Here is a 21611-nt window from a genome sequence, read left to right as displayed (position 1 = left end):
TGATTGATCCGCAGTCTGGTATACCAGGCATCATGAAAAGTGAACCAACAAATGAATCTTGATGTCAAAGATGGAGCGGATGCATGGTATAGGGTTCCGAATGCGCCGATGCGCCGCGGCCGCGCGGCCAGATAATCGACGAATGCCGTGATCTTAGGCGATGTGCTCCGGGACGGCTGGAGGTCCGATGCAGCGATGCCGGCGCTGCTTGCGGCTCGCTCGGCGAGCGTTGCAACCGCCTCGCGGCGAGATCGGGCTCCATCCGGCACGACGGCACACGTACGACCTCTGCGCCATACCGCGCTGCACCAAGCAGCGCGTCGAGGCCATTCATCCAGAGCCGAACGGATATGCGGATTTTGCGACCCCCCATGCCGCCGCCGGATCGTCGCGGCAGGTTGCCGGAGGCGAGGGGAGAATTTGTGCGCGGTCTCACCGGCGGGCACCAGCGGCCGCGCTAGTCCTTCAACCGGACTTCGCTGTTGGCCCAGTATCCCAGATCGCCAACGCTTTCGATGCGATCCAAATCGGAGAGCACCTGCAATCGCGCGGCGGTCGCTTCATGGCTGATAACCCAGCCGAGTTCCTTGAAGCGCTTTTCTGCAGTGGTCACGAACATCGCAGTCTTCTGCCAGCGGGATTTCAAAAGCGACAGGATGATCTGGTCGAGCTGATCTTCAGTCGCGGATGACGGAAGCTTGACCTCGCTCCACGGCAGCTCACTGCAGAGCAAGGGCGGCCTGACCTCCTCCTCCGGCGGCAACAAGTCGGGATACTGCTCGCAAATCGGAAGGAGCAGCTTGTCTTCCAAATCCAGAACGACCTCCCCGAGGAGGTCGTCGAATCTGAGCCGTTCTTCCTTGGCGAGTCCTGCAATGGCCCTTTCCGCCTTTTCCATTGCTTTGAAGGCATCGCGTAGATGATCGATAATCTGGACGGCCTGCTCGCGCTTCATTGCCCCTCGGTTCCTCAAGCCTTCGTGTAAATATCCTTGTACCTATCGCGCAGAATGTTCTTCTGCACCTTGCCCATCGCGTTGCGTGGCAATTCGTCCACGACGAAGACCCGCTTGGGCATCTTGAACTTCGCGAGCCGGCCGTCGAGCGCCTGCAGCACCGACGACTCGCTGACGTCTGCGCCCTTGTTGCAGACCAGGACGGCGGTGACGCCTTCGCCGAAATCCGCATGCGGCACGCCGATCACGGCGGATTCGATCACGCCGGGCATGGCGTCGATCTCGCTCTCGATCTCCTTCGGATAGACATTGAAGCCGCCTGAGATCACCAGGTCCTTGCCGCGGCCGAGGATGTGGACATAGCCCTTGTCGTCGATTTTTCCGAGGTCGCCGGTGATGAAGAAGCCGTCGTCGCGGAACTCGGACTTGGTCTTCTCCGGCATCCGCCAGTAGCCCTTGAAGACATTCGGGCCCTTCACCTCGATCATGCCGATCGTCTCAGGCGGCAGCACCTTGCCGGTGTCGGGTTCGGTGACCCGCACGGAGACGCTGGGCAGCGGGTGGCCGACCGCGCCGGGCACGCGGTCGCCGTCATACGGATTGGAGGTGTTCATGTTGGTCTCGGTCATGCCATAGCGCTCGAGCACGGCGTGCCCGGTGCGGGCGGACCATTCGCGGTGGGTGTCGGCGAGCAGCGGCGCAGAGCCCGAGATGAACAGCCGCATGTGGCTGGTCGCTTCCTTGTTCAGGCCGGGGTTCTGCAGCAGGCGGGTGTAGAAGGTCGGCACGCCCATCAGCACGGTGGCGCGCGGCATCAGCTTGAGGATCAGATCGGGATCGAACTTCGGCAGGAAGATCATCGAGGCACGCGCGAACAGCGTCACGTTGCTCGCCACGAACAGGCCGTGGGTGTGATAGATCGGCAGTGCGTGGATCAGCACGTCCTTGTCGGTAAACCGCCAATAGTCCACCAGCGAGTACGAGTTCGATGCCAGGTTGTCGTGCGAGAGCATCGCGCCCTTCGAGCGGCCCGTGGTGCCCGACGTATAGAGGATCGCGGCAAGGTCATCGTTGCCGCGCGCAACCGTCGCAAAATCCTTGTTCGCCTTGTCGGCGGCCTCGGTCAACGAGCCCTTGCCGCTGGAATCGAGTGTCTCGACCTTGGCGCCAACCTTGGCGGCGATTGTCTTGATCCCCTCGAGCTTGGAGGGGTCGCAAACCACAACCGTCGGCTCGGCGTCGGTGATGAAGTATTCGAGCTCGTTCAGCGTATAGGCGGTATTGAGCGGCAGATAGACGCCGCCGGCGCGTACGGTGGCCAGATAGAGCACCAGGCCCGAAACCGATTTCTCGGTCTGCGCCGCGACGCGGTCGCCCGGCTTGACGCCCCGGCTGACCAGCACATTCGCCATCTGTCCGGCGCGGGCGATCAGGTCGCCATAGGTGATGCGGCTACCGTTGAGCTGCTCGATCACGAGCCGGTTGGGGTCGTCGAGGCCGTCGAACAGGCGGGAAAACAGGTTGGCGTTGGCGGTCGTGTTCATGCAACATCCCCGAGGGGCGAAAGAGCCGGAAAGGTCTGGTTGGATTAGCAAAAACGCCCTTCGGAAAGCAACGGAGACAGTTTGCATGACAAACAATGGGAAACGCGTGGCCTGGGTCACCGGCGGCGGTACCGGAATCGGTGAATCCGGGGCTGAATTCCTGGCTGCGGACGGCTGGACGGTGGTGGTCTCCGGCCGCCGCAAGGAAGAGCTGGATCGCGTGGTGGCCAATATCGCGAAAAAGGGTGGCATGGCGGAGGCCATGGCGCTCGACGTCAGCAAGAAGGCCGATGTCAACAAGGTGGCCGACGAGATCGTCGCCAAACACGGCCGCATCGACCTCCTGGTCAACAGCGCCGGCATCAACGTGCCGAAGCGAAGCTGGGCGGATATGGAGCTGGAAGGCTGGGACAAGCTGGTCGAGATCAATCTCAACGGCGTGCTCTATTGCACGCGCGCGGTGCTGCCGACGATGCGCAAGCAGAAGGATGGCTGCATCATCAATGTCGCCTCCTGGGCCGGCCGCCACGTCTCCAAGATGCCGGGCCCGGCCTACACCACGACCAAGCACGCGGTGCTGGCGCTGACCCACTCCTTCAACATGGACGAATGCGTCAACGGCCTGCGCGCCTGCTGCCTGTCGCCGGGCGAGGTGGCAACGCCGATCCTGAAGCAGCGGCCGGTGGTGCCGAGCGAGACCGAGCAGGCCAAGATGCTGCAGCCCGAGGATCTCGGCCGCACCATCGCCTTCGTCGCCGGCATGCCGGCGCGTGTCTGCATGAACGAGATCCTGATCAGCCCGACGCACAACCGCGGCTTCATCCAGACGCCGGCGAACAGGGATTAGGGCGAGCTCCCTCAACGGGTCGTCCCTGCGAAAGCAGGGACCCATAACCACCGATATTCATTGTTGCGTGCGCTGGAGCCACAGCCTTCGCAAAATGACCATTCGTGGTTATGGGTCCCGGCTCGCGCGGAGCCTGTCATCGGGCGCGCGTTCGCGCGACCCGTTGGCTTGGCCGGGACGACAGCATGCACGGTCGTCCCGGCGGAGATCTACGTCACTCGATGATCTCGTTCAGCTCCTTGCCGGAGTGCTCTGGCACGAACAGGAACACGCCGATCGCCATCGCGATCATCAGCACGGGGATGCAGAGGAACGCGAGCGCGAACGAGCCGGTGTGCTGCTGGAGCGCGATGGTGACGAAGGGGAACAGCACGAAACCGACCAGATAGGCGATCGCCCACACCACGCCGTTGGCTGCGCCGCGGATTCTTGTCGGGAAGATTTCCGCCGTCAGCGTCGTAGCCGGGCCCCAGAAACCGAGGAAGCCGAGACACCAGGCGAGCCCGAACGCCCAGAGCATCACGTGGCTCTCGGAATAGACCCAGAGCGTCATGAAGATCGCGCCCTCGATCAGTGCCACGATGAAGGTGCGTCGGCGGCCGATCCTGTCGATCAGCCAGCCGACCACGCACAGGCCAACGAAGCCGCAAAGGCCGTAGAACACGTAGAACAGGCTGTATTCCGCCGTCGACCAATGCTTCTCGGTCGCGAGATATAGCGGCATCCAGGCGCCGACTGTCCCGTAAATGCAGGTGCTGGCGCAGGCCACGGACAGTGCGACCAACGTTGCGGGCAGCACGTCGGGCATGAACACCTGCCGGATGCCGACCGATTTGGCCTTGCCGAACCAGACGCGGTCATCGTCGCTGACCGTGCCGCCGCGCGCCAATGTCTCCGAGATACGGCGCTTGCGGTCCTGCGCGCGCACCCAATAAGGCGATTCCGGACAGCTGGAGCGGACATAGATCGCGAGCAGTGCGATCACGCCCGGCACCAGCACGGCAATACGCCAGCCGAAATTGGCGGCGACCAAGCCGGTGATGGCGCCGGCCAGCGAGGCGCCCAGGCACCATGCCGATCGCGTGATGCTGATCACCCGTCCGCGCAGTCGCGCCGGCCAGGTTTCGGCCACCAGCATCGAGCCGAGCGACCATTCGCCATTGAGCGCGAAGAACAGCACCGAGCGCGCGATCACGAAGATCGTGAATGTCGGCGACATCGCCGCGACCGGCATCAGCAGCGAGAACAGCGCGATGTTGACGGCAAGCAGCGTGCGCCGGCCGAACCGGTCTGCCAGCCAAGGCCAGAAATAGAGGCCGGCGATGCCGACGAACAGGGCGATCTGCATGCCCGAGCGATATTCCGGCAGGCTGAGCGAAAATTCCTTGATCACCATCGGCGTGATCAGCGCGAAGATCACGCCGTCCATGCCGTCAAAGCCCCAGCCGAGCGCGTTGGCTGTCGCGATGTGCCAATGCGTTCGCGTGACCTCCGTGCCGCCGGCGACGGCGCGGTAATTGGCATGTTGGAGATGTTGTTGTTCGAGCGGGCCGATGTCGCTGTCTGCGGGGACTGCTGTAGGCGCGGAGAGATCGTCCGCCGTGATGCTGCTCATGACCCATCCTCCCCGTCGCTGCCGTTTGTCGCGCTTGGGACGGAGGCTGGACCAACGAGAGATTGTCGGCAAGCAAATTGCTCGCGGCAGCGCAGCGTGTTTCCCGCTGAGTGGAATTGCCGTCGAATGCTTAGGGCACCGAGCTACGCAATGCTTCGCAGCCGGTTTCAGGAATCACAAAGAATTATTTTCGGAAACCGCCGCCGAAACCCTCCCGTAGTTCGGGCAACGACGGCGCCGAGCTCCACGAACAAAGGCGCGGTTGTTGCCCCCTTCATCCTGGCGGATGTCCGCCAGTCACATCAATATCGGAGATTTCCATGTCCAAGCGTATTGCACTCTTCTCGGCCGTCGCCTTCGGCGCACTCGCGCTCACCGCTTCCATCGTCGCGCCGGTCTGCGCCGCGGAGAAGACCGTGATGGTCGGCGGCGCTGCGATGTTCCCGTCCAAGAACATCATCCAGAATGCAGTGAATTCGAAGGACCACACCACCCTCGTCGCCGCGGTGAAGGCGGCGGGCCTGGTCGACACGCTGGAAGGCAAGGGCCCATTCACGGTGTTCGCACCGACCAACGCCGCGTTCAGCAAGCTGCCGGCCGGAACCGTCGACCACCTCGTGAAGCCCGAGAACAAGGCGACGCTGACCAGGATCCTCACCTATCACGTGGTCCCAGGCAGGCTCGAGGCGTCCGACCTCGCCGACGGCAAGATGCTGAAGACGGTCGGGGGCGATGAGCTCACCGTGAAGAAGCAGGACGGCAAGGTCTGGATCGTCGACGCCAAGGGCGGTTCGGCCATGGTGACGATCCCGAACGTCAACCAGTCGAACGGCGTCATCCACGTGATCGATACCGTGCTGATGCCGGCGTCGTAACACCCGACAACCCCCGTTTAGTCCCGACGGGACGCGCGGAACGGCGAGCCGGGACCCCATCCCGGCTCGCATTTTTGTGACCGCGAGAGGTGCGGTCCATCAAACTGATGATGCGCGTTCCTGTAACGGAGCCGCAGTTCCCGGCGTATAAGCCGATAACGACCCTGAGCAGAGAAACCTAATGTCGAGCCTTGCCGTCAGCGACGACCACGCAGACACCGCCACGCCAGCGAAGGTGATCCAGCCGGGATGGGTGCGTGTGCTGCACTGGATCAATGCGGTCGCCATGGTGATGATGATCATGTCGGGCTGGCAGATCTACAACGCCTCGCCGCTGTTCAATTTCACCTTCTCCTCGAGCATCACGCTCGGCGGCTGGCTGGCCGGCGGGTTGCTATGGCATTTCGCGGCAATGTGGCTGTTGATGGTCAACGGCCTGATCTATCTGATCCTTGGTTTCGTCACCGGCCGCTTCCGCCGCAAGCTGTTGCCGATCACGCCGAGCGGCGTGATTTCTGACGCCAAGGCGGCGCTGACCTTCAAGCTGTCGCATGACGACCTCAGCATATACAATTCCGTGCAGAGGCTGCTCTATGCCGGCATCATCATCGTCGGCGTGGTCATCGTGCTGTCCGGCCTGTCGATGTGGAAGCCGGTGCAATTGTACTGGCTGTCTGCGCTGTTCGGCGGCTACGACGTCGCGCGCTACGTTCACTTCACCTGCATGGCGCTGATCGTCGCCTTCCTCGTGATTCATGTCGCGCTCGCGGTGCTGGTGCCGAAGAGCCTGCGCGCCATGATCATCGGTCGCTAATTCAGGACAACAGCCATGAGACGTCTTCGCAAGCTCCTTATCCCCGGTGTCGACAAGAAGCTGCTTGTCCGCGACGCCGTGAAGGTCATGCCCGACCTGACGCGCCGGCGCTTCATCACGGCCGGCGCGAGCATCGGCGCGCTGACGCTGTTGACCGGCTGCGACGTGGTCGATTCTTCTTCAGCCGAGGAGTTGTTGAAGAAGGTTTCGAAGTTCAACGACGCCGTGCAGGCCTGGATGTTCAACCCGGATGCGCTGGCGCCGACCTTCCCGGAGAGCGCGATCACCAAGCCGTTTCCGTTCAACGCCTATTACGATCTCGACGATGCGCCTGACATCGACGGCAAGGACTGGAAGCTGGAGGTGCGCGGGCTGGTCGAGAACAAGAAGTCGTGGACGCTGGACGAGCTCTACAAGCTGCCGCAGGTCAAGCAGGTCACAAGGCACATCTGCGTCGAGGGCTGGAGTGCGATCGGCAGCTGGACCGGCACGCCGATGCGCGATTTCCTCAAGCGGATCGGCGCCGACACAAGCGCGAAATATGTCTGGTTCCAGTGCGCCGACAAGGACGGTTACAACTCGCCGCTGGACATGCGCACCGCGCTGCATCCGCAGACGCAGATGACGTTCAAATTCGCCGACGAGATCCTGCCGCGCGCCTACGGCTACCCGATGAAGATCCGGGTGCCGACCAAGCTCGGCTTCAAGAACCCGAAATACGTGATCTCGATGGAAGTCACCAACGACTACAAGGGTGGCTACTGGGAAGACCAGGGGTACAATTCGTTCAGCGGAAACTAACCGTCGTCCCGGCGAAAGCCGGGACGACGGAGGGTTACGGCCCCACCTTCCTCTGAAACGCCGATAAGACCGCGCCGAGTACCAGCATCGCGGCCGAGACGTTTAGTGCGACCGACAGATTACCGATCGCATCGGTGATCGCGCCGACCACGATCGGGCCCAGCGTCTGGCCGATGCCGAACGCGATGGTCATCGCGGCGATGGCCGTCGGCCAGGCTTCCGGCGGGTAGTTGAGGCGGACGAAGGCCGTGGTCGAGCCGACCACCGCGAAGAAGGCAACGCCGAACACCAACGCCGAGATGGCAAGCAGCAGCGGCGAATGCCCGAAGATCGGGAGCGCCGCGCCGAGCGCATTGACGCCGAGGATGATCGTGGTCGCGAGCCCGCCGCGGTCCAGCGCCAGCACGCGGCGCCAGACCCATGGCGTCACGAAAGCGCTGACGCCGATCAGGCTCCAGAACGCGCTCTGCGCCGCGGCGCCTCCGCCGCCGTCGCGGACATAGGCGATCATAAAGGTCATGTAGGCGATGTACCCGGCGCCGAACAGGAAGTAGCTGGTGAGATAGATCAGGACCGGCGTGACTGCGAACTTCGTCCGCACGATGCCGCCGGCGACCGCGTCGGCATGGAACGGCGCAAGCAGCAACGGCACGGTCATGACGACCGAGAGCAGCGTCATCGCCCACCATACGATCCACCATGAGCCCGCACCGAAGCCCTGCAGCACGAACGGCGCGATCAGGCCGGATGCGAGGATGCCGACCCCCGGGCCGGCATAGAACAGGCTGAGCAGGAAGTTTGCGCGATCCGGCCGCGACTGCGCGATGGACGCTGCGAGCGCGCCGCCGCCGACGAACCCGATGGCCGCGGCGAGGCCGATCAACAGGCGCGCGAAGCTCAGCATGACGAAATTGCCCGAGATGGCCGAGAGCGCCAGCGACAGCACGCACACCAGCGTCGACCAGCGCACCGACGTCGCGAGCCCGAACCGCTGGATCAGGCGGGAGGCGAACAGCGCGCCGACCAGATAGCCGGCGGCATTGATCGTGTTCATGAAGCCGGCGGCCGAATAGGACCAGGCCAGCGAGTCGCGCATGTCGGGCAACACCAGCGAATAGGCAAAACGGCCGATGCCGAGGCCTACGGTCGGTGCCAGCGACAGAATAAGGATCAGCCGCGCGGGATGCGCGTAGGATGGGGTGGGGGCTCTCACAAATCACTCCGGCAATGCCGGCATTGTGGCAGGCCGCGGCGGTCCTGCCCAGCGCCCACGGCCGCAACAGTGTCTTGCACGATCGGCAATCACAGCATGATCCCGAAAAGTGGGCACCGGTTTTCCCTCGCGACAAACGCGGAATGCGTTTGCGCGGAGATCATGCTTAATCACAAAGGTCCGATCAGCACCAGTGCCACGCCGATCACGGTCAGCACGGTTCCGGCAACGATCCGCATCGTGATCTCGACATGCTTGAGCATCATCGCGCTCAGCGCCACGGTGACCAGCGGATAGATCGCGGCGAGCGGCGCCACCAGCGTGATCGGGCCGTTGCGAACCGCCGCGAACAGGCTGAGCGCACTGAGCCCGTTGCTGATCCCGGTCAATGCGAACCAGAATTTGCCCACGCGCGGGGCCTGCACCATGAAGCTACCCTTTCGGATCCGCTGCACAATCAGCACCACCAGCGAGGACATGATGTAGCCGACCAGGCAGGCCCAGAGCGGGCTCGGCCAGATCGCGAGCCCAAGCTTGGCGATCGGCGGCACGATCCCGCGCACCAGCGCGCTGGTGAGCGGCAGCAGCAGCGCCCAGCTTCGCCAGTGGCCGAGGTCGCGCGGCCGGGTCACCGTGATGATCGCCGCACCTGCGACCGCGACGACGAGGCCGATCAGCTGCTGCGGTTCCAGCGGCTCGTGCAGCAGGACCACGGCGGCCGTGACCGCGAACAGCGGTGCCAGGTTGCCCAGCGTCGAGGTGATGACGGGCCCGAGCGCCCGGTTCGACGCGAAGGTCAGCAGCGTCAGCGACGCCGGGAAGAACAGGCCGATCGCCATGAAGATCGGCAAGCCCCGCCAGACCATCGGCTCGCCGTGCAGGATCAGCGGCGACAGCAGCACGAACAGCAAGGTGAAGGAGGGCACGCTGATCGCGGCGCCCGACAGCGGCTCGACGGTGCGAAGCCCGAGTTGCGCCAGCACGACCCCGGCACCGAGGAAGATGGCCGAGGCGAAGGCGTAGAGGACAGCGGCAGTCATGAAATCCGTCTTGTTGGCTTCTTGGCGGGGCGCGGGTTGCTCTTTCGGGGCCATTTTGGCCCCGTGCGGGGCGCCTTGCCAATCCGCGCGGGGCGTTTTAGCACTCGCGCCGGATTTTCTTTTCGCTCGTCATGCCCGGGCTTGACCCGGGCATCCATCTTCAAGGCTTCACCGAAGCGAGATGGATTGCCGGGTCAAGCCCGGCAATGACAACAACCAGTTAGCTCGAGGTAACGACGATGGCGACCCATAAACTGCTGCTTCTCCCCGGCGACGGCATCGGCCCCGAAGTGATGGCCGAGGTGCAGCGCCTGATCGACTGGCTGAACGCGCAGGGAATCGCGTCATTCGAGACCGAGCAGGGCCTGGTCGGCGGCTCGGCCTATGACGCCCACAAGGTGTCGATCTCGGAAGGCGACATGGCCAAGGCGCTGGCGGCCGATGCGGTGATCTTCGGCGCGGTCGGCGGTCCCAAGTGGGACAGCGTTCCCTATGAGGTACGCCCGGAGGCCGGCCTGCTGCGGCTGCGCAAGGACCTCGAGCTGTTCGCCAACCTGCGGCCTGCGGTTTGCTACCCGGCACTGGCAGAGGCCTCGAGCCTGAAGCGCGAGGTCGTCGAGGGCCTCGACATCATGATCGTGCGTGAGCTCACCGGTGGCGTCTATTTCGGCGAGCCCAAGACCATCACCGATATCGGCAACGGCCAGAAGCGCGCGATCGACACCCAGGTCTACGACACCTACGAGATCGAGCGCATCGGCCGCGTCGCCTTCGAGCTAGCGCGCAAGCGCCGCAACAAGGTGACGTCGATGGAAAAGCGCAACGTCATGAAGTCGGGCGTGCTCTGGAACGAGGTCATGACCCAGGTGCATGCACGCGAATATGCGGACGTTACGCTGGAGCATCAGCTCGCCGATTCCGGCGGCATGAATCTCGTCAAGACGCCGAAGCAGTTCGACGTCATCGTCACGGACAATCTGTTCGGCGACATGCTGTCTGATATCGCGGCGATGCTGACCGGCTCGCTCGGCATGCTGCCCTCGGCCTCGCTCGGCAAGGTTGACGCCAAGACCAAGAAGCGTCGCTCGCTGTTCGAGCCGGTGCACGGCTCGGCGCCCGACATTGCCGGCAAGGGCCTCGCCAATCCGATCGCGATGATCTCCTCGTTCGGCATGGCGCTGCGTTATTCCTTCGACATGGGCGATCTCGCCGACAAGGTCGACGCCGCAATTGCTGCCGTGCTCGCCAGCGGATTGCGCACCGCCGACATCAAGTCGGAAGGCACCACGGCTGCCAGCACGACGCAGATGGGCGAAGCGATTCTGAAGGAATTGCAGAAGCTGCACGCGTGACGGCGCGAGAGTGTACGCAAAGCGAAAGCGTGCCCACCACTCTCGCTTACGCTCCTGCTAGTGGGCACGGCGCAAGCGCGCCTTTGCCCGCCTTACGATCTCAAAACAAAAATGGCCGGGGCGAGCCCGGCCATTTTCGTATCGGCTGATTGCTGGACCGCTCAGTACAGTGGGAAATTCCGCGGATAGCCGCCGAGATCGGCCGGCGGGCTGAGCGGCTGGCGATCGATCGGGCGGTTGTTGTTCTCGCGCGCGAACGACGGATAGCCGAGGTCCGGCGGATAGGCGTAGTCGGTGAACTTGCGGTCGCCCGGCAGCACTTCGGTGCCGGCATCGAGCCACGAGCGCGTGGTCACGTAAACGCGGGTGCGGGGACCCTGCTGGTAGACGCGGTTCGGGCCCTGCGCGCCGTAGTAGCGGCGGCCGTCGCGATCATATTGCTCCTGCTGGTGCTTGCGCTTGGTCGGGGTCTGCGCGCTCGCCGAGGTTGCGCCGAATGCCGTTGCGGTGACGGCAGCCGCAGCAAGCAACACCACGAGCTTGTTCGCGGCAGGAAATTTCAAGGTCATCGCATCCTCGTCATTGCGGCCCCATTCGGGGCTGGCGCGTCCGCCAAAATCAGTCGGAACCCATTCTAGCCGCGGTGGGCGGGCCGTCACTAGGTCAATTGCGCCACACCGGCGGACATAATGCGGCGGGAGGCGCAAAAGTTTCATGAAAACCAGTGTCTTGCCACCGTGCCGCCATCAAAGGGGGCCGCGCAGACGCGGGTTCTCGCTGCCCATCACCCAGTCGGACGACAGGGCCTGCTGCTCGGAGGTAACGTAGTCGGTGCGCTTCAGCTCGGCATGCGCGAACAGCTCGGCGAGCTTCGGATCGTTGCCGGCGGTCAGCAGGGTCAGCCGGTCCAGCATGCAACTGACTGCGGCGCGCTGGGCGGGCAGGTTCGCCCCCTGGCAGGTCCAACCGGAGATCCGGACGCTGGGCGTGCCGATCCGCTTGAGGAAGCCGAGGCAAGCGGGGGTGCCGTCCAGCGGACGGGACCGCAGCAGCGTCACGCCACCGAACTTGCTGTCGACGACGCCGGCGACCTTAAGGTCGCGGTCGGCCGGTTCCACGGCCTCGCCGCCCGGGCGGTAGATCTCCAGTTCGGCGATCGGTTCTTGCGCAGCGTCGGTCCAGCGGAAGACGTCCTTGCGGCCGCCTTCGGGATGCCGAAATACATCGTAAGTCTCTGTTTTGTCGAGCGGATCGAGCCGGCTCGTGGCAAAGGCGGGGGCCGAGCGGCTGACCTGGGTCCAGCCCGCGGCCACCGGCACCATCGCCGTTGCGTCGGGCAGTTGCTTCCATAGATAGACGCCGACACCACCGAGCAGGGCGAGCACAGCGACATAGGCGAGCAGCCGGGACAGCGTGGCGTAGACTTCGTCGACGAAGCTCGTCAGCGCTGACGGATTTCTCGTATGATGGAAGGCGGCCGGATCGGCCCGAAACAAACGCATCGAAATGCTCAAACGCTACGCAAACGTTGTCTTGAGGGGGTTTCTCGCATAGAAGCGCTGCCTCTTCCCCTTCCGCTGATCGCGTGGGAACGGGCATTTTTCGTCGGAGAGTGAACGATGGGTTACAAAGTCGCAGTGGTCGGAGCGACCGGCAATGTCGGGCGCGAAATGCTCAACATTCTCGACGAACGTAAATTCCCCGCCGACGAGGTCGTCGTGCTGGCGTCGCGTCGCAGCGTCGGCGTCGAGGTCTCCTATGGCGATCGCACCCTGAAGGTCAAAGCGCTCGAGCACTACGATTTCTCCGACATCGACATCTGCCTGATGTCGGCCGGCGGTTCGGTCTCCAAGGAATGGTCGCCGAAGATCGGCGCCGCCGGCGCGGTCGTGATCGACAATTCGTCGGCCTGGCGCATGGACCCGGACGTGCCGCTGATCGTGCCCGAGGTGAACGCGGATGCCGCCGCCGGCTTCACCAAGAAGAACATCATCGCCAATCCGAACTGCTCGACCGCGCAGCTCGTCGTCGCGCTGAAGCCGCTGCACGACAAGGCCACCATCACCCGCGTCGTGGTCGCGACCTATCAATCGGTGTCGGGCGCCGGCAAGGATGCGATGGACGAACTGTTCTCACAGACCAAGGCCGTCTACACCAATGACGAGCTGATCAATAACAAGTTCCCGAAGCGCATCGCCTTCAACGTCATCCCCCACATCGACGTCTTCATGGAAGACGGCTACACCAAGGAAGAGTGGAAGATGATGGCGGAGACCAAGAAGATCCTTGATCCCAAGATCAAGCTGACCGCGACCTGCGTGCGCGTGCCGGTGTTCGTCAGCCACTGCGAAGCCGTCAATGTCGAGTTCGCCAATCCGATCACGGCGGACGAGGCGCGCAACATCCTGCGCAATGCGCCGGGATGCTTGGTGATCGACAAGCAGGAGCCGGGCGGCTACGTCACGCCCTACGAGGCGGCCGGCGAGGACGCGACCTATATCAGCCGCATCCGCGAGGACGCCACGGTCGAGAACGGCCTGTCGTTCTGGTGCGTGTCCGACAATCTGCGCAAGGGCGCGGCGCTCAACGCCGTGCAGATCGCGGAAGTCCTGATCAACCGCAAGCTGATCACCGCGAAGAAGAAGGCGGCGTAATTGGCGAATGGGGAGTAGCGAATGGCGAATGGGGAAAGCCCTATTCGCTACTCGCCATTCGCTATTCGCCCTTTTGAAGCGCGTCGCTGACGCCGATGAATTCCTTCGCGACCCGGTCGAGCACGAACAGCGAGCCCTTGGCGACGCCGAAATAGGCGCCGTGCAATTGCGTCTCGCCGCTCTCGACCCGCTCGCGCACGAACGGGAAGGTCATCAGGTTCTCCAGCGAGCGGAACACCGCGGCCTTCTCGATGCGGACGACGAAGTCCTGCATGCTCTCATGCTCGCGCTGTTCGACCACCTCGCCCGGCTTGATGAACATCTGCATCCATTTGCCGATGAAGTCGCCGGGCGTCAGCGGCTTGATCTTGTCGACGAAGGCGCGGATGCCGCCGCACTGCGCATGGCCCAGCACCACGATGTGCTTCACCTTCAGCACCGTCACGGCGTATTCCAGCGCGGCCGACACGCCGTGGGCGTTGGCGTCGGGCTGATAGACCGGAACCAGGTTGGCGATGTTGCGGACCACGAACAACTCGCCCGGACCCGCGTCGAAAATCGCTTCAGGGGAGACGCGGGAATCGCAGCAGCCAATCACCATGACTTCAGGAGATTGGCCGCGTTCCGAAAGCTCACGGTAGCGCGACTGTTCAGTCGGCAACCGCTGGGTCGCGAAGGTCCGGTAGCCGTCGATCAACTGCTGCGGAAAGAATTTCATGTCCTCTGGCTAACCACATGCGGATGACCGGAACAAGACTTTCGGCGGGGGGCCTGAAATGATACGGCAGGAGTTCACATTACGACGCCCGAGCAATGCCTGAACAATGGACCGTTGCCGAGCTCAAGCCGCCAGGAGATGCCGATGACCCGTCCGCGCCGCAGCCTGTTGTTCATGCCCGGGTCGAATGCGCGGGCGCTGGAAAAGGCCCGCGTGCTGCCGGCTGATGGCATTATCCTCGATCTCGAGGATTCCGTGGCGCCCGACGCCAAGGCCGTGGCCCGTGAGCAGATCGCCAAGGCTGTTACCGCCAAGGGGTTCGGCAAGCGCGAGGTGCTGATCCGCATCAACGCGCTCGATACGCCCTGGTGGGTCGACGATATCGGCATGGCCGGCAAGGCGCAGCCGGACGGCATCCTGGTTCCCAAGATCTCTACTGTCGATGATCTCAACGCCGTCGCCGATCGCCTGAGCGACATCAACGCGCCTGCCTCTATCCAGGTCTGGGCCATGATCGAGACCGCGCGTGCGGTGCTCGACGCCGACAAGCTCGCCGCAGCATCGAAGGATTCCGAGATCAGGCTCGCAGGCTTCGTGTTTGGTCCGAACGACATCGCGCGCGAAACGCGGATCCGGATGAAGCCGGGCCGCGCCGCGATGATCCCGATGATCACGCACTGCATCCTCGCGACCCGCGCGCATGGTCTCGAGATCCTCGACGGGCCTTACAGCGACATCGGCAACATTGATGGCTTCGCCGAGGAATGCGCGCAGGGCCGCGATCTCGGCTTCGACGGCAAGACGCTGATCCATCCGAGCCACATCGATGCCTGCAACGCCATCTTCACGCCGCCCGAGGCCGAGGTCGCCGAAGCGCGCAAGATCATCGCCGCGTTCGAGAAGCCGGAGAACGCCTCGCGCGGGGCGATCCAGCTCGACGGCCGCATGGTGGAGCGCCTGCACGCCGAGATGGCCAAACGCACGATCGCGATCGCGGACGCGATCGCCGCGATGGGGCATTGATCCAGCCGCGTTCCCGGCTTCCCTTCTCCCCTTGTGGGAGAAGGTGGCGCGAACGCAGTTCGCGACGGATGAGGGTCTCTCTCCGCTCGCGAGATCGCTCCGTGCGGAGAGAACCCCTCACCCGGCTTCGCTTTGCGAAGCCACCCTCTCCCACAAGGGGAGAGGGTGCGTCCTGCATTACGCCTTGAACCTCTCCGTTGCCCACGCGTACAGGCTGCCCGGGCGCGGCGCCTGCTTGGCGCGGCCCTTGCCGGAGATGTGCAGGCCGATGATCGCAGGGTCGTTCAGGTACTTCGAGAAATCCGACGGATCGAAGAACAGTTTCGGCTCGGCGTGCACGGCGTAGAACGATCGCTTCGGTAGCGCATGCTGCAATTCGTTCTCGCGGCGCACCAGCGCGGTGAGTGCTGCCGGGCCGTAGATCGCAATCCTGATATCGGACACGCGCTTCGATTTGCCGACCAGCCGGTGCATCGCAAACGTCACGCGATGGCGCAAGGCGAGCCAGTCCGGCGTCAGCTCGTCCTGTTTCATCAGCGCCTCGAAGGCGCGCACGATCGGATCGTCAGGTGGAAAGTACAGCACCGAGTTGCCGATCAGCCGCGGGCGCTCCCAGGCGAAATAGGGTTTTGCGGGATCGATCTCGACCGGCTTCAGCAGCAGCACGTCGGCATCGAGCCAGATGCCGGCGCGCAGCGTCATCAGCCGCATCCGGAAGAAATCGCTGAACTGCAGGACGGTCCAGTCGCGCCATGAGCCGTCGGGCTGCGGCGGGCGCAGCTTCTCCGAGAACGCATGCGGCAGCACGGCCTCGGCGTCGGAATTGCCGACGCCGTCGGGCAGGCCGGGAATCGGATCGAAGCTGTAGACCGTGACCTTGTGGCCGGCCGCCAGCTGGGAGCGCAGGCAGGTCTGGCGCAAGGCGTCCATCGGACCGTGCCAGAAGGTGACGATGTCGGGCAACATGCGCGGCAGCTATAAGCAGTTTCGTGGTGAAGACAAACCGGCAAACAAAAACCCCGGCGCCAGAAGGCACCGGGGCATGATGAAAAGGCTCATTCTCAGGCCCAGGCGCGCTCCTTGAGCTTGGCCTCGTAGGCGTCGATCGAGTTCTTCTTTTCCATGGTCAGCCCGATGTCATCGAGGCCGTTCATCAGGCAGTGCTTGCGGAACGGATCGATCTCGAACTTCACCTTGCCGCCGTCCGGACCGCGGATCTCCTGGTTGGGGAGATCGATGGTCAGCGTCGCGTTGGCGCCGCGCTCGGCGTCGTCGAACAGCTTGTCGAGGTCTTCCTGCGACACGCGGATCGGCAGGATGCCGTTCTTGAAGCAGTTGTTGTAGAAGATGTCGCCGAACGAGGTCGAGATCACGCAGCGGATGCCAAAATCGAGCAGCGCCCAGGGCGCGTGCTCGCGGCTCGAGCCGCAGCCGAAATTGTCGCCGGCGACCAGCACCTTCGCGGTGCGATAGGCAGGCTGGTTGAGGACGAAGTCAGGGTTCTCGCTGCCGTCATCCTTGTAGCGCTGCTCGGAGAAGAGACCCTTGCCAAGGCCGGTGCGCTTGATGGTCTTGAGGTACTGCTTCGGAATGATCATGTCGGTGTCGACATTGATGATCTTCAGCGGCGCCGCGACGCCTTCCAGCGTGGTGAACTTGTCCATCGATGCACTTCCCGGTCAAAAATGAGGGATACAAGCGGGATGTGTATCGCGAATGTGACAGCGGTAAAAGGGCGATTTCTGCAGGGCTGGAAAACGCTCTAGTTGCCCGCATCGGCCTCGATCGCCTCCATATCGGCGTCCGACAGGCCGAAATGGTGGCCGATTTCATGGATCAGCACGTGGCGGACGATCTGGCCGAGGGTCTCGTCGTGCTCGGCCCAGTAGTCCAGGATCGGCCGCCGGTAGAGCCAGATCAGGTTGGGCAGCCTGGCCACGTCGCCATGGCTCTGCTGCGGCAGGCCGACGCCGTGGAACAGGCCGAGCAGGTCGAATTCGCTCTCGGCCTGCATGTCGTCGAGCACCTCGTCGGTCGGGAAATCGTCGACGCGGATGATCAGGCCCTCGCACAGGGCCCGGAACGTTGTCGGCAGGCGCTCGAAGATCTCGTGCGCCATGACCTCCATCTCGGCGAGCGAGGGGGCTTTGGCTGTGGTCCACATGACACTCCTTTAGCGCGAGTGTGGTCAGCCGCGCCAGCGCGGTTGACCTTGGCGGCGCAATGGGAGACCGTGCGGCGCGATAAGGGGGCTTGGGTGGCGTGATGAAACAGATCGTGGCGACAGCGCTGTTGGCGGCATCAATCGGGTTTCTGCTTCCCGATGTGGAAGCGCATGCGCAGTCCGCGAAAGCTGAAGCGCGCCTGGACCAGGCGACGGCGCCGGCCGCAGAGCGGCGCAGGGTCGTCGTCGAGCGTCGCCGGTTGCGGCGCGTACCGATCTACCGGCAAGGCCATTGGGAACCGGATGTCATTCCGCGCTACAATCCAGGTCCCAACGCCGTGCGCGAATGCACCGCGCACTATGTGCAGGAATATCGGCCGAGCGGCACCGTGATCACGCCGCGCATGAACTGCTTCTGGCGACCCGGCTAGAGCCGTTGCCGAGCGAGGTGATGTCCGCTTCGCTCGCAGAACGCGCGTCGAAACAAGATCGTACAGCAAGAATTTCGACGCAGTCGGAGCCCGATGTGTTCGCATGCGATTTCGCGTTGCGCCGATCAGTCCGGCTGCAACGATGATTCCTGACGCTCCATAAACAGCGATCGCCATCGTCGTCTGCGTGAGATGGCTTGCCGTTCCCATGCCACCGCCTGCCCCTTGCGAAGCATGCGCAGTATTCGCAAGCATCATGGAACCACTCGCCATCGCCGCAAGCGCAAACGCGCAGCGACTCGCTGGTGTCTGATTGTGTCGTGACGATCTCGCGCGACACAAGACACGCTGCATGATTTACGACGCATCGTCTCTGCGGGCTTCGCGCATCGACATGAAATCTTCATGCGATAAATCTTCACGCGATGCGGGAACTTGATCGCTCGCGCGGAATTCATCAACGTGACGCGATCATTCATCCTGCATTCACGTCTTCCGCACTCTGCTAGCGATCTGCGTCGCGGCAACGGGGATCGATTCAAAACGAGTCGTCGTTGCAGGACGTGACATCCATGGATCGAGGAGACGATAGATGAAGGTGATGAAGGTTCTCGGGCTTGCGACGGTTGGGGCGATGCTCGTGCTGGCTGCGCCGGCCGAGCGGGCGCAGGCTGTCACGCTCACTACTCCGGGTGCGGCCGCAACGGTTCAGGACGGTTCGAACCAGACGACCACGCAAGTGGGGTGGCATGGGCGCGGCTGGCACCGTGGCTGGCATCGCGGACCGCATCGTGGTTGGCATCGTCGTCACTGGCGCCGCTGACCAACGCGACGTTTCAGCGCAGATGAGACACAGGCCCGTGAGCAGCGGGCCTGTTGTCGTTTTCAGCCATGAAACTGGCAGATTCAAACGTGCGATATGATCGTCGTCGAAATCTGCAGGAGTTGATCATGATGAGATGGATCGGTGTTGCCGCTGTCGCCGGAGCGTTCGCATTGACGGCGCCGGCATCGGCAAGCGCCGCGGCATCAGCCAAGCCGCAGGCCGCCGCGCCGCAGCGGCACACAGGCAAGGCGACGGATATCAGCGCGCAGCGCCATTATCACCACTACCACCGTCACCACTATCACTACGGCTACCGGCCGTACTATCGGCCCTATGGTTCGTATTACCGGCCGTATGGCTCTTATTATTACGGGAGACCCACCTACTACCGGCCCTATCCGTATGTTGCGCCGGCGCCCTTCGTCTTCGGCTTCGGGTTTGGCCCGTTCTGGTGATGCAGGCCGCGCTGTTGCGCGCGTAGCTGAAGATATGAAGCGAGAGTAGTTCCGCGCGATCGGAGTTGCTCTTGTCAGCTATGAAATGACAGCGGGCGCCGAATGGCGCGCGATTCATTGAGTCATGCGATCTGGACTCAGTCCCAGTCCTTGGTCTTCCAGGACTTCAGCTTCCACGGCGTCAGGTTTTCCATCCGCCACTGCGTCCAGCGCTCCGGAGGCCAGTGGCTCAGCCGCGAGGTTTCCTTCACCTCGGGAAGCGGATCGATGATGCGGGGTCCGGTACGACGACGCTTCTGCCGCGTCGCCTCGCTGATCATATCGACGAATTCGGGTTTGTCGGCCACGTCCGGCTCCTCGCGAAACAGGTTTTCGCAAGGAGCCAGTGTGCGTGCGGGTCGTTAACGGGCCGTTTCCGCAACGGCTCGAGCTTGAAGCGAACCATAGCGTTTTCGAGCGAAGTGGTTTCCGGTTCGCGTGAAGGAAACGCGTCAAAAGAGAATCGGGGGCTTCGGTTCTGATCTGGTCAGAACCGAAGCTCCAGCGCTTACCGCCAATCGCGGACGTCGACGAAGTGTCCGGCGATCGCGGCCGCCGCGGCCATCGCGGGCGACACCAGATGAGTGCGGCCCTTGAAGCCCTGGCGGCCCTCGAAGTTGCGGTTCGAGGTCGAGGCGCAGCGCTCTTCCGGCTTCAGCTTGTCCGGGTTCATCGCAAGGCACATCGAGCAGCCCGGCTCGCGCCAGTCGAAGCCGGCCTTGATGAAGATCTTGTCGAGGCCTTCGGCTTCCGCCTGCTCCTTCACGATGCCCGAGCCCGGCACGATCATCGCGTTGACATGCGCACTGACGGTCTTGCCCTCGGCGATCTTGGCCGCTGCGCGCAAATCTTCGATGCGGCCGTTGGTGCAGGAGCCGATGAAGACGCGGTCGAGCTTGATGTCGGTGATCTTCGTACCGGCGGTCAGGCCCATATATTTCAGCGCGCGATGCTTGGAGAGACGCTTGGCCTCGTCCTCGATCTTGTCCGGGTCGGGCACGAAGCCGGTCACCGAGATGACGTCCTCAGGGCTTGTGCCCCAGGTCACGATCGGCGGCAGCTTGGCAGCGTCGAGCCGGATCTCGTGGTCGAAATGCGCGCCCTCGTCGGAGCGCAGCGTCTCCCAATAGCGCATCGCGGCGTCCCAGGCGGCGCCCTTCGGCGACTTCGGACGATCGCGCAGGAAGTCGAACGCCTTCTGGTCGGGCGCAACCAGGCCGGCACGCGCGCCGCCCTCGATCGACATGTTGCAGACGGTCATGCGGCCTTCCATCGAGAGCGCGCGGATCGCGTCGCCGGCATATTCCAGCACATAGCCGGTGCCGCCGGCGGTGCCGATCTCGCCGATGATCGCCAGGATGATGTCCTTGCCCGTGACGCCGTCCGGCAACTTGCCGTCGACGACCGCGCGCATGTTCTTGGCTTTCTTCTGGATCAGCGTCTGCGTTGCCAGCACATGCTCGACCTCGGAGGTGCCGATGCCGTGCGCAAGCGCGCCGAATGCGCCATGCGTCGAGGTGTGGCTGTCGCCGCAGACGATCGTGGTGCCGGGCAGAGTGAAGCCCTGCTCCGGGCCGATTACGTGGACGATGCCCTGACGCTTGTCGAACTCGTTGTAATACTCGATGCCGAATTCCTTGGCGTTCTCCGCCATCACCCGCATCTGCTCGATGCTCTCAGGATCGGGATTGGGCTTCGAACGGTCGGTCGTCGGAATGTTGTGGTCGACCACGGCGAGTGTCTTTTCCGGCGCGTGCACCTTGCGGCCGGTGGCGCGCAGGCCTTCGAACGCCTGCGGCGAGGTCACCTCGTGCACCAGATGGCGGTCGATATAGAGCAGGCAGGTGCCGTCCTCGGCTTCGTGCACCAGGTGGTCGTTCCAGATCTTGTCGTACAGCGTGGTCGGTTTGGACATGAGCGTCAGCTCCAGAAGAAATTCAGTGGTGAGAGGCTTAAGCGCGGGTAGACGCGCGAGCAGGCGAATGCGTCCGGGCAGCGTTACGCTGCGCGGGTAAGCTCCGATGTCGCCGAGGTCGCAAAGCGTCCGAAGAACCGGCCAGGCAGCCGCGAGCGATCGTCGATCACGACGCGCTGGCAGGGCTGGCTTGCTTGATCCGGAACCATTCTAAATTTCTAACACAGGGCTCGTATCCGCGACAATCGATCGATGCGCGGGGGCCTCTGTCGTCATTGCCGGGCTTGACCCGGCAATCCATCGCACTTGAACAAAAGCGCTCTCATTTCG

23 protein-coding genes are annotated in these 21611 nt (G+C 63.4%); 10 read left to right on the top strand and 13 right to left on the bottom strand.

The genetic code is table 11. The features are described 5' to 3' along the window. Window positions 1-457: 457 nt before the first annotated feature. Both AS156_RS05775 and AS156_RS05770 read right to left on the bottom strand, forming a co-directional pair. Complete coding sequence (locus AS156_RS05775; RefSeq protein WP_066501187.1) at window positions 458-955, bottom strand: hypothetical protein; 498 nt, start codon at window positions 953-955, stop codon at window positions 458-460. 14 nt (window positions 956-969) lie between these two features. Then, window positions 970-2499 (bottom strand): malonate--CoA ligase, encoded by a 1530-nt coding sequence (locus tag AS156_RS05770; protein ID WP_066501184.1) that lies wholly within the window; start codon window positions 2497-2499, stop codon window positions 970-972. A gap of 85 nt (window positions 2500-2584) precedes the next feature. Between AS156_RS05770 and AS156_RS05765 the strand changes: the two genes are divergently transcribed. After that, window positions 2585-3346, top strand: a complete 762-nt coding sequence (locus tag AS156_RS05765; RefSeq protein ID WP_066501182.1) for an SDR family oxidoreductase — start codon at window positions 2585-2587, stop codon at window positions 3344-3346. A gap of 214 nt (window positions 3347-3560) precedes the next feature. On the opposite strand, the gene AS156_RS05760 is transcribed toward AS156_RS05765, so the two are convergent. Continuing rightward, entirely contained in the window at window positions 3561-4961 is a 1401-nt protein-coding gene (locus AS156_RS05760) for an MFS transporter (RefSeq protein ID WP_066501181.1), read from the bottom strand. A 320-nt stretch (window positions 4962-5281) separates the two neighbouring features. On the opposite strand from AS156_RS05760, the gene AS156_RS05755 reads away from it, so the two are divergent. From AS156_RS05755 to AS156_RS05745, 3 genes are all read left to right on the top strand, one after another. Then, window positions 5282-5836: a fasciclin domain-containing protein gene (locus tag AS156_RS05755; RefSeq protein ID WP_066501174.1), complete on the top strand. Its 555-nt coding sequence runs from the start codon at window positions 5282-5284 to the stop codon at window positions 5834-5836. A gap of 181 nt (window positions 5837-6017) precedes the next feature. Beyond that, window positions 6018-6650 (top strand): cytochrome b/b6 domain-containing protein, encoded by a 633-nt coding sequence (locus tag AS156_RS05750; protein ID WP_066501172.1) that lies wholly within the window; start codon window positions 6018-6020, stop codon window positions 6648-6650. Window positions 6651-6665: 15 nt separating this feature from the next. Further along, window positions 6666-7451 (top strand): molybdopterin-binding protein, encoded by a 786-nt coding sequence (locus AS156_RS05745; RefSeq protein WP_066501168.1) that lies wholly within the window; start codon window positions 6666-6668, stop codon window positions 7449-7451. A gap of 34 nt (window positions 7452-7485) precedes the next feature. On the opposite strand, the gene AS156_RS05740 is transcribed toward AS156_RS05745, so the two are convergent. After that, window positions 7486-8664, bottom strand: a complete 1179-nt coding sequence (locus AS156_RS05740; protein WP_066501165.1) for a YbfB/YjiJ family MFS transporter — start codon at window positions 8662-8664, stop codon at window positions 7486-7488. Window positions 8665-8834: 170 nt separating this feature from the next. Further along, window positions 8835-9704, bottom strand: coding sequence for an EamA family transporter (locus AS156_RS05735; RefSeq protein WP_160331060.1), 870 nt, complete (start codon window positions 9702-9704; stop codon window positions 8835-8837). Between the two features lie 239 nt (window positions 9705-9943). Here AS156_RS05735 and leuB point away from each other — a divergent pair, with 239 nt between their 5' ends. Continuing rightward, window positions 9944-11056 (top strand): 3-isopropylmalate dehydrogenase, encoded by a 1113-nt coding sequence (gene leuB / locus AS156_RS05730; protein WP_066501161.1) that lies wholly within the window; start codon window positions 9944-9946, stop codon window positions 11054-11056. 161 nt (window positions 11057-11217) lie between these two features. On the opposite strand, the gene AS156_RS05725 is transcribed toward leuB, so the two are convergent. Together AS156_RS05725 and AS156_RS05720 are read right to left on the bottom strand one after the other, a co-directional pair. After that, window positions 11218-11625, bottom strand: coding sequence for a hypothetical protein (locus tag AS156_RS05725; protein ID WP_066501157.1), 408 nt, complete (start codon window positions 11623-11625; stop codon window positions 11218-11220). A 177-nt stretch (window positions 11626-11802) separates the two neighbouring features. Beyond that, complete coding sequence (locus AS156_RS05720; RefSeq protein ID WP_066501152.1) at window positions 11803-12558, bottom strand: hypothetical protein; 756 nt, start codon at window positions 12556-12558, stop codon at window positions 11803-11805. A 117-nt stretch (window positions 12559-12675) separates the two neighbouring features. Here AS156_RS05720 and AS156_RS05715 point away from each other — a divergent pair, with 117 nt between their 5' ends. Next, the gene (locus AS156_RS05715) at window positions 12676-13710 is read left to right on the top strand and encodes an aspartate-semialdehyde dehydrogenase (RefSeq protein WP_066501150.1); all 1035 of its coding nucleotides are present in this window, start codon (window positions 12676-12678) and stop codon (window positions 13708-13710) included. A 61-nt stretch (window positions 13711-13771) separates the two neighbouring features. On the opposite strand, the gene AS156_RS05710 is transcribed toward AS156_RS05715, so the two are convergent. Then, window positions 13772-14428, bottom strand: a complete 657-nt coding sequence (locus tag AS156_RS05710) for a carbonic anhydrase (RefSeq protein ID WP_066501148.1) — start codon at window positions 14426-14428, stop codon at window positions 13772-13774. Between the two features lie 144 nt (window positions 14429-14572). Here AS156_RS05710 and AS156_RS05705 point away from each other — a divergent pair, with 144 nt between their 5' ends. After that, complete coding sequence (locus AS156_RS05705; protein WP_136626030.1) at window positions 14573-15451, top strand: HpcH/HpaI aldolase/citrate lyase family protein; 879 nt, start codon at window positions 14573-14575, stop codon at window positions 15449-15451. Between the two features lie 177 nt (window positions 15452-15628). Here the strand turns inward: AS156_RS05705 and AS156_RS05700 are convergent, their stop codons facing one another. From AS156_RS05700 to AS156_RS05690, 3 genes are all read right to left on the bottom strand, one after another. Beyond that, window positions 15629-16417 (bottom strand): glycosyltransferase family 32 protein, encoded by a 789-nt coding sequence (locus AS156_RS05700; RefSeq protein ID WP_066501146.1) that lies wholly within the window; start codon window positions 16415-16417, stop codon window positions 15629-15631. Between the two features lie 95 nt (window positions 16418-16512). Further along, window positions 16513-17115: a 3-isopropylmalate dehydratase small subunit gene (leuD, locus tag AS156_RS05695; RefSeq protein WP_066501145.1), complete on the bottom strand. Its 603-nt coding sequence runs from the start codon at window positions 17113-17115 to the stop codon at window positions 16513-16515. Window positions 17116-17213: 98 nt separating this feature from the next. Beyond that, window positions 17214-17615 (bottom strand): metallopeptidase family protein, encoded by a 402-nt coding sequence (locus tag AS156_RS05690; RefSeq protein ID WP_066501142.1) that lies wholly within the window; start codon window positions 17613-17615, stop codon window positions 17214-17216. 101 nt (window positions 17616-17716) lie between these two features. Here AS156_RS05690 and AS156_RS05685 point away from each other — a divergent pair, with 101 nt between their 5' ends. The 3 genes from AS156_RS05685 to AS156_RS05680 all read left to right on the top strand — a co-directional run bounded on the left by AS156_RS05685 (window position 17717) and on the right by AS156_RS05680 (window position 19327). Beyond that, complete coding sequence (locus AS156_RS05685) at window positions 17717-18046, top strand: hypothetical protein (RefSeq protein WP_066501229.1); 330 nt, start codon at window positions 17717-17719, stop codon at window positions 18044-18046. A gap of 592 nt (window positions 18047-18638) precedes the next feature. Next, window positions 18639-18869 (top strand): hypothetical protein, encoded by a 231-nt coding sequence (locus tag AS156_RS40355; protein ID WP_082747350.1) that lies wholly within the window; start codon window positions 18639-18641, stop codon window positions 18867-18869. Window positions 18870-18997: 128 nt separating this feature from the next. Then, entirely contained in the window at window positions 18998-19327 is a 330-nt protein-coding gene (locus AS156_RS05680; RefSeq protein WP_082747352.1) for a hypothetical protein, read from the top strand. Window positions 19328-19464: 137 nt separating this feature from the next. Here AS156_RS05680 and AS156_RS05675 read toward each other — a convergent pair whose 3' ends face one another. Both AS156_RS05675 and leuC read right to left on the bottom strand, forming a co-directional pair. Then, window positions 19465-19674: a hypothetical protein gene (locus AS156_RS05675; RefSeq protein WP_066501140.1), complete on the bottom strand. Its 210-nt coding sequence runs from the start codon at window positions 19672-19674 to the stop codon at window positions 19465-19467. A 200-nt stretch (window positions 19675-19874) separates the two neighbouring features. Further along, window positions 19875-21281, bottom strand: coding sequence for a 3-isopropylmalate dehydratase large subunit (leuC, locus tag AS156_RS05670; protein WP_066501139.1), 1407 nt, complete (start codon window positions 21279-21281; stop codon window positions 19875-19877). Window positions 21282-21611: the final 330 nt, after the last annotated feature.

The sequence above is a fragment of the Bradyrhizobium macuxiense genome (genome assembly GCF_001542415.1).
In the GTDB taxonomy this organism is placed as follows: Bacteria; Pseudomonadota; Alphaproteobacteria; order Rhizobiales; family Xanthobacteraceae; genus Bradyrhizobium; species Bradyrhizobium macuxiense.
The sequence above is the reverse complement of the archived record's forward strand: the minus strand, read 5'-3'. Positions and strand labels throughout refer to the sequence as shown.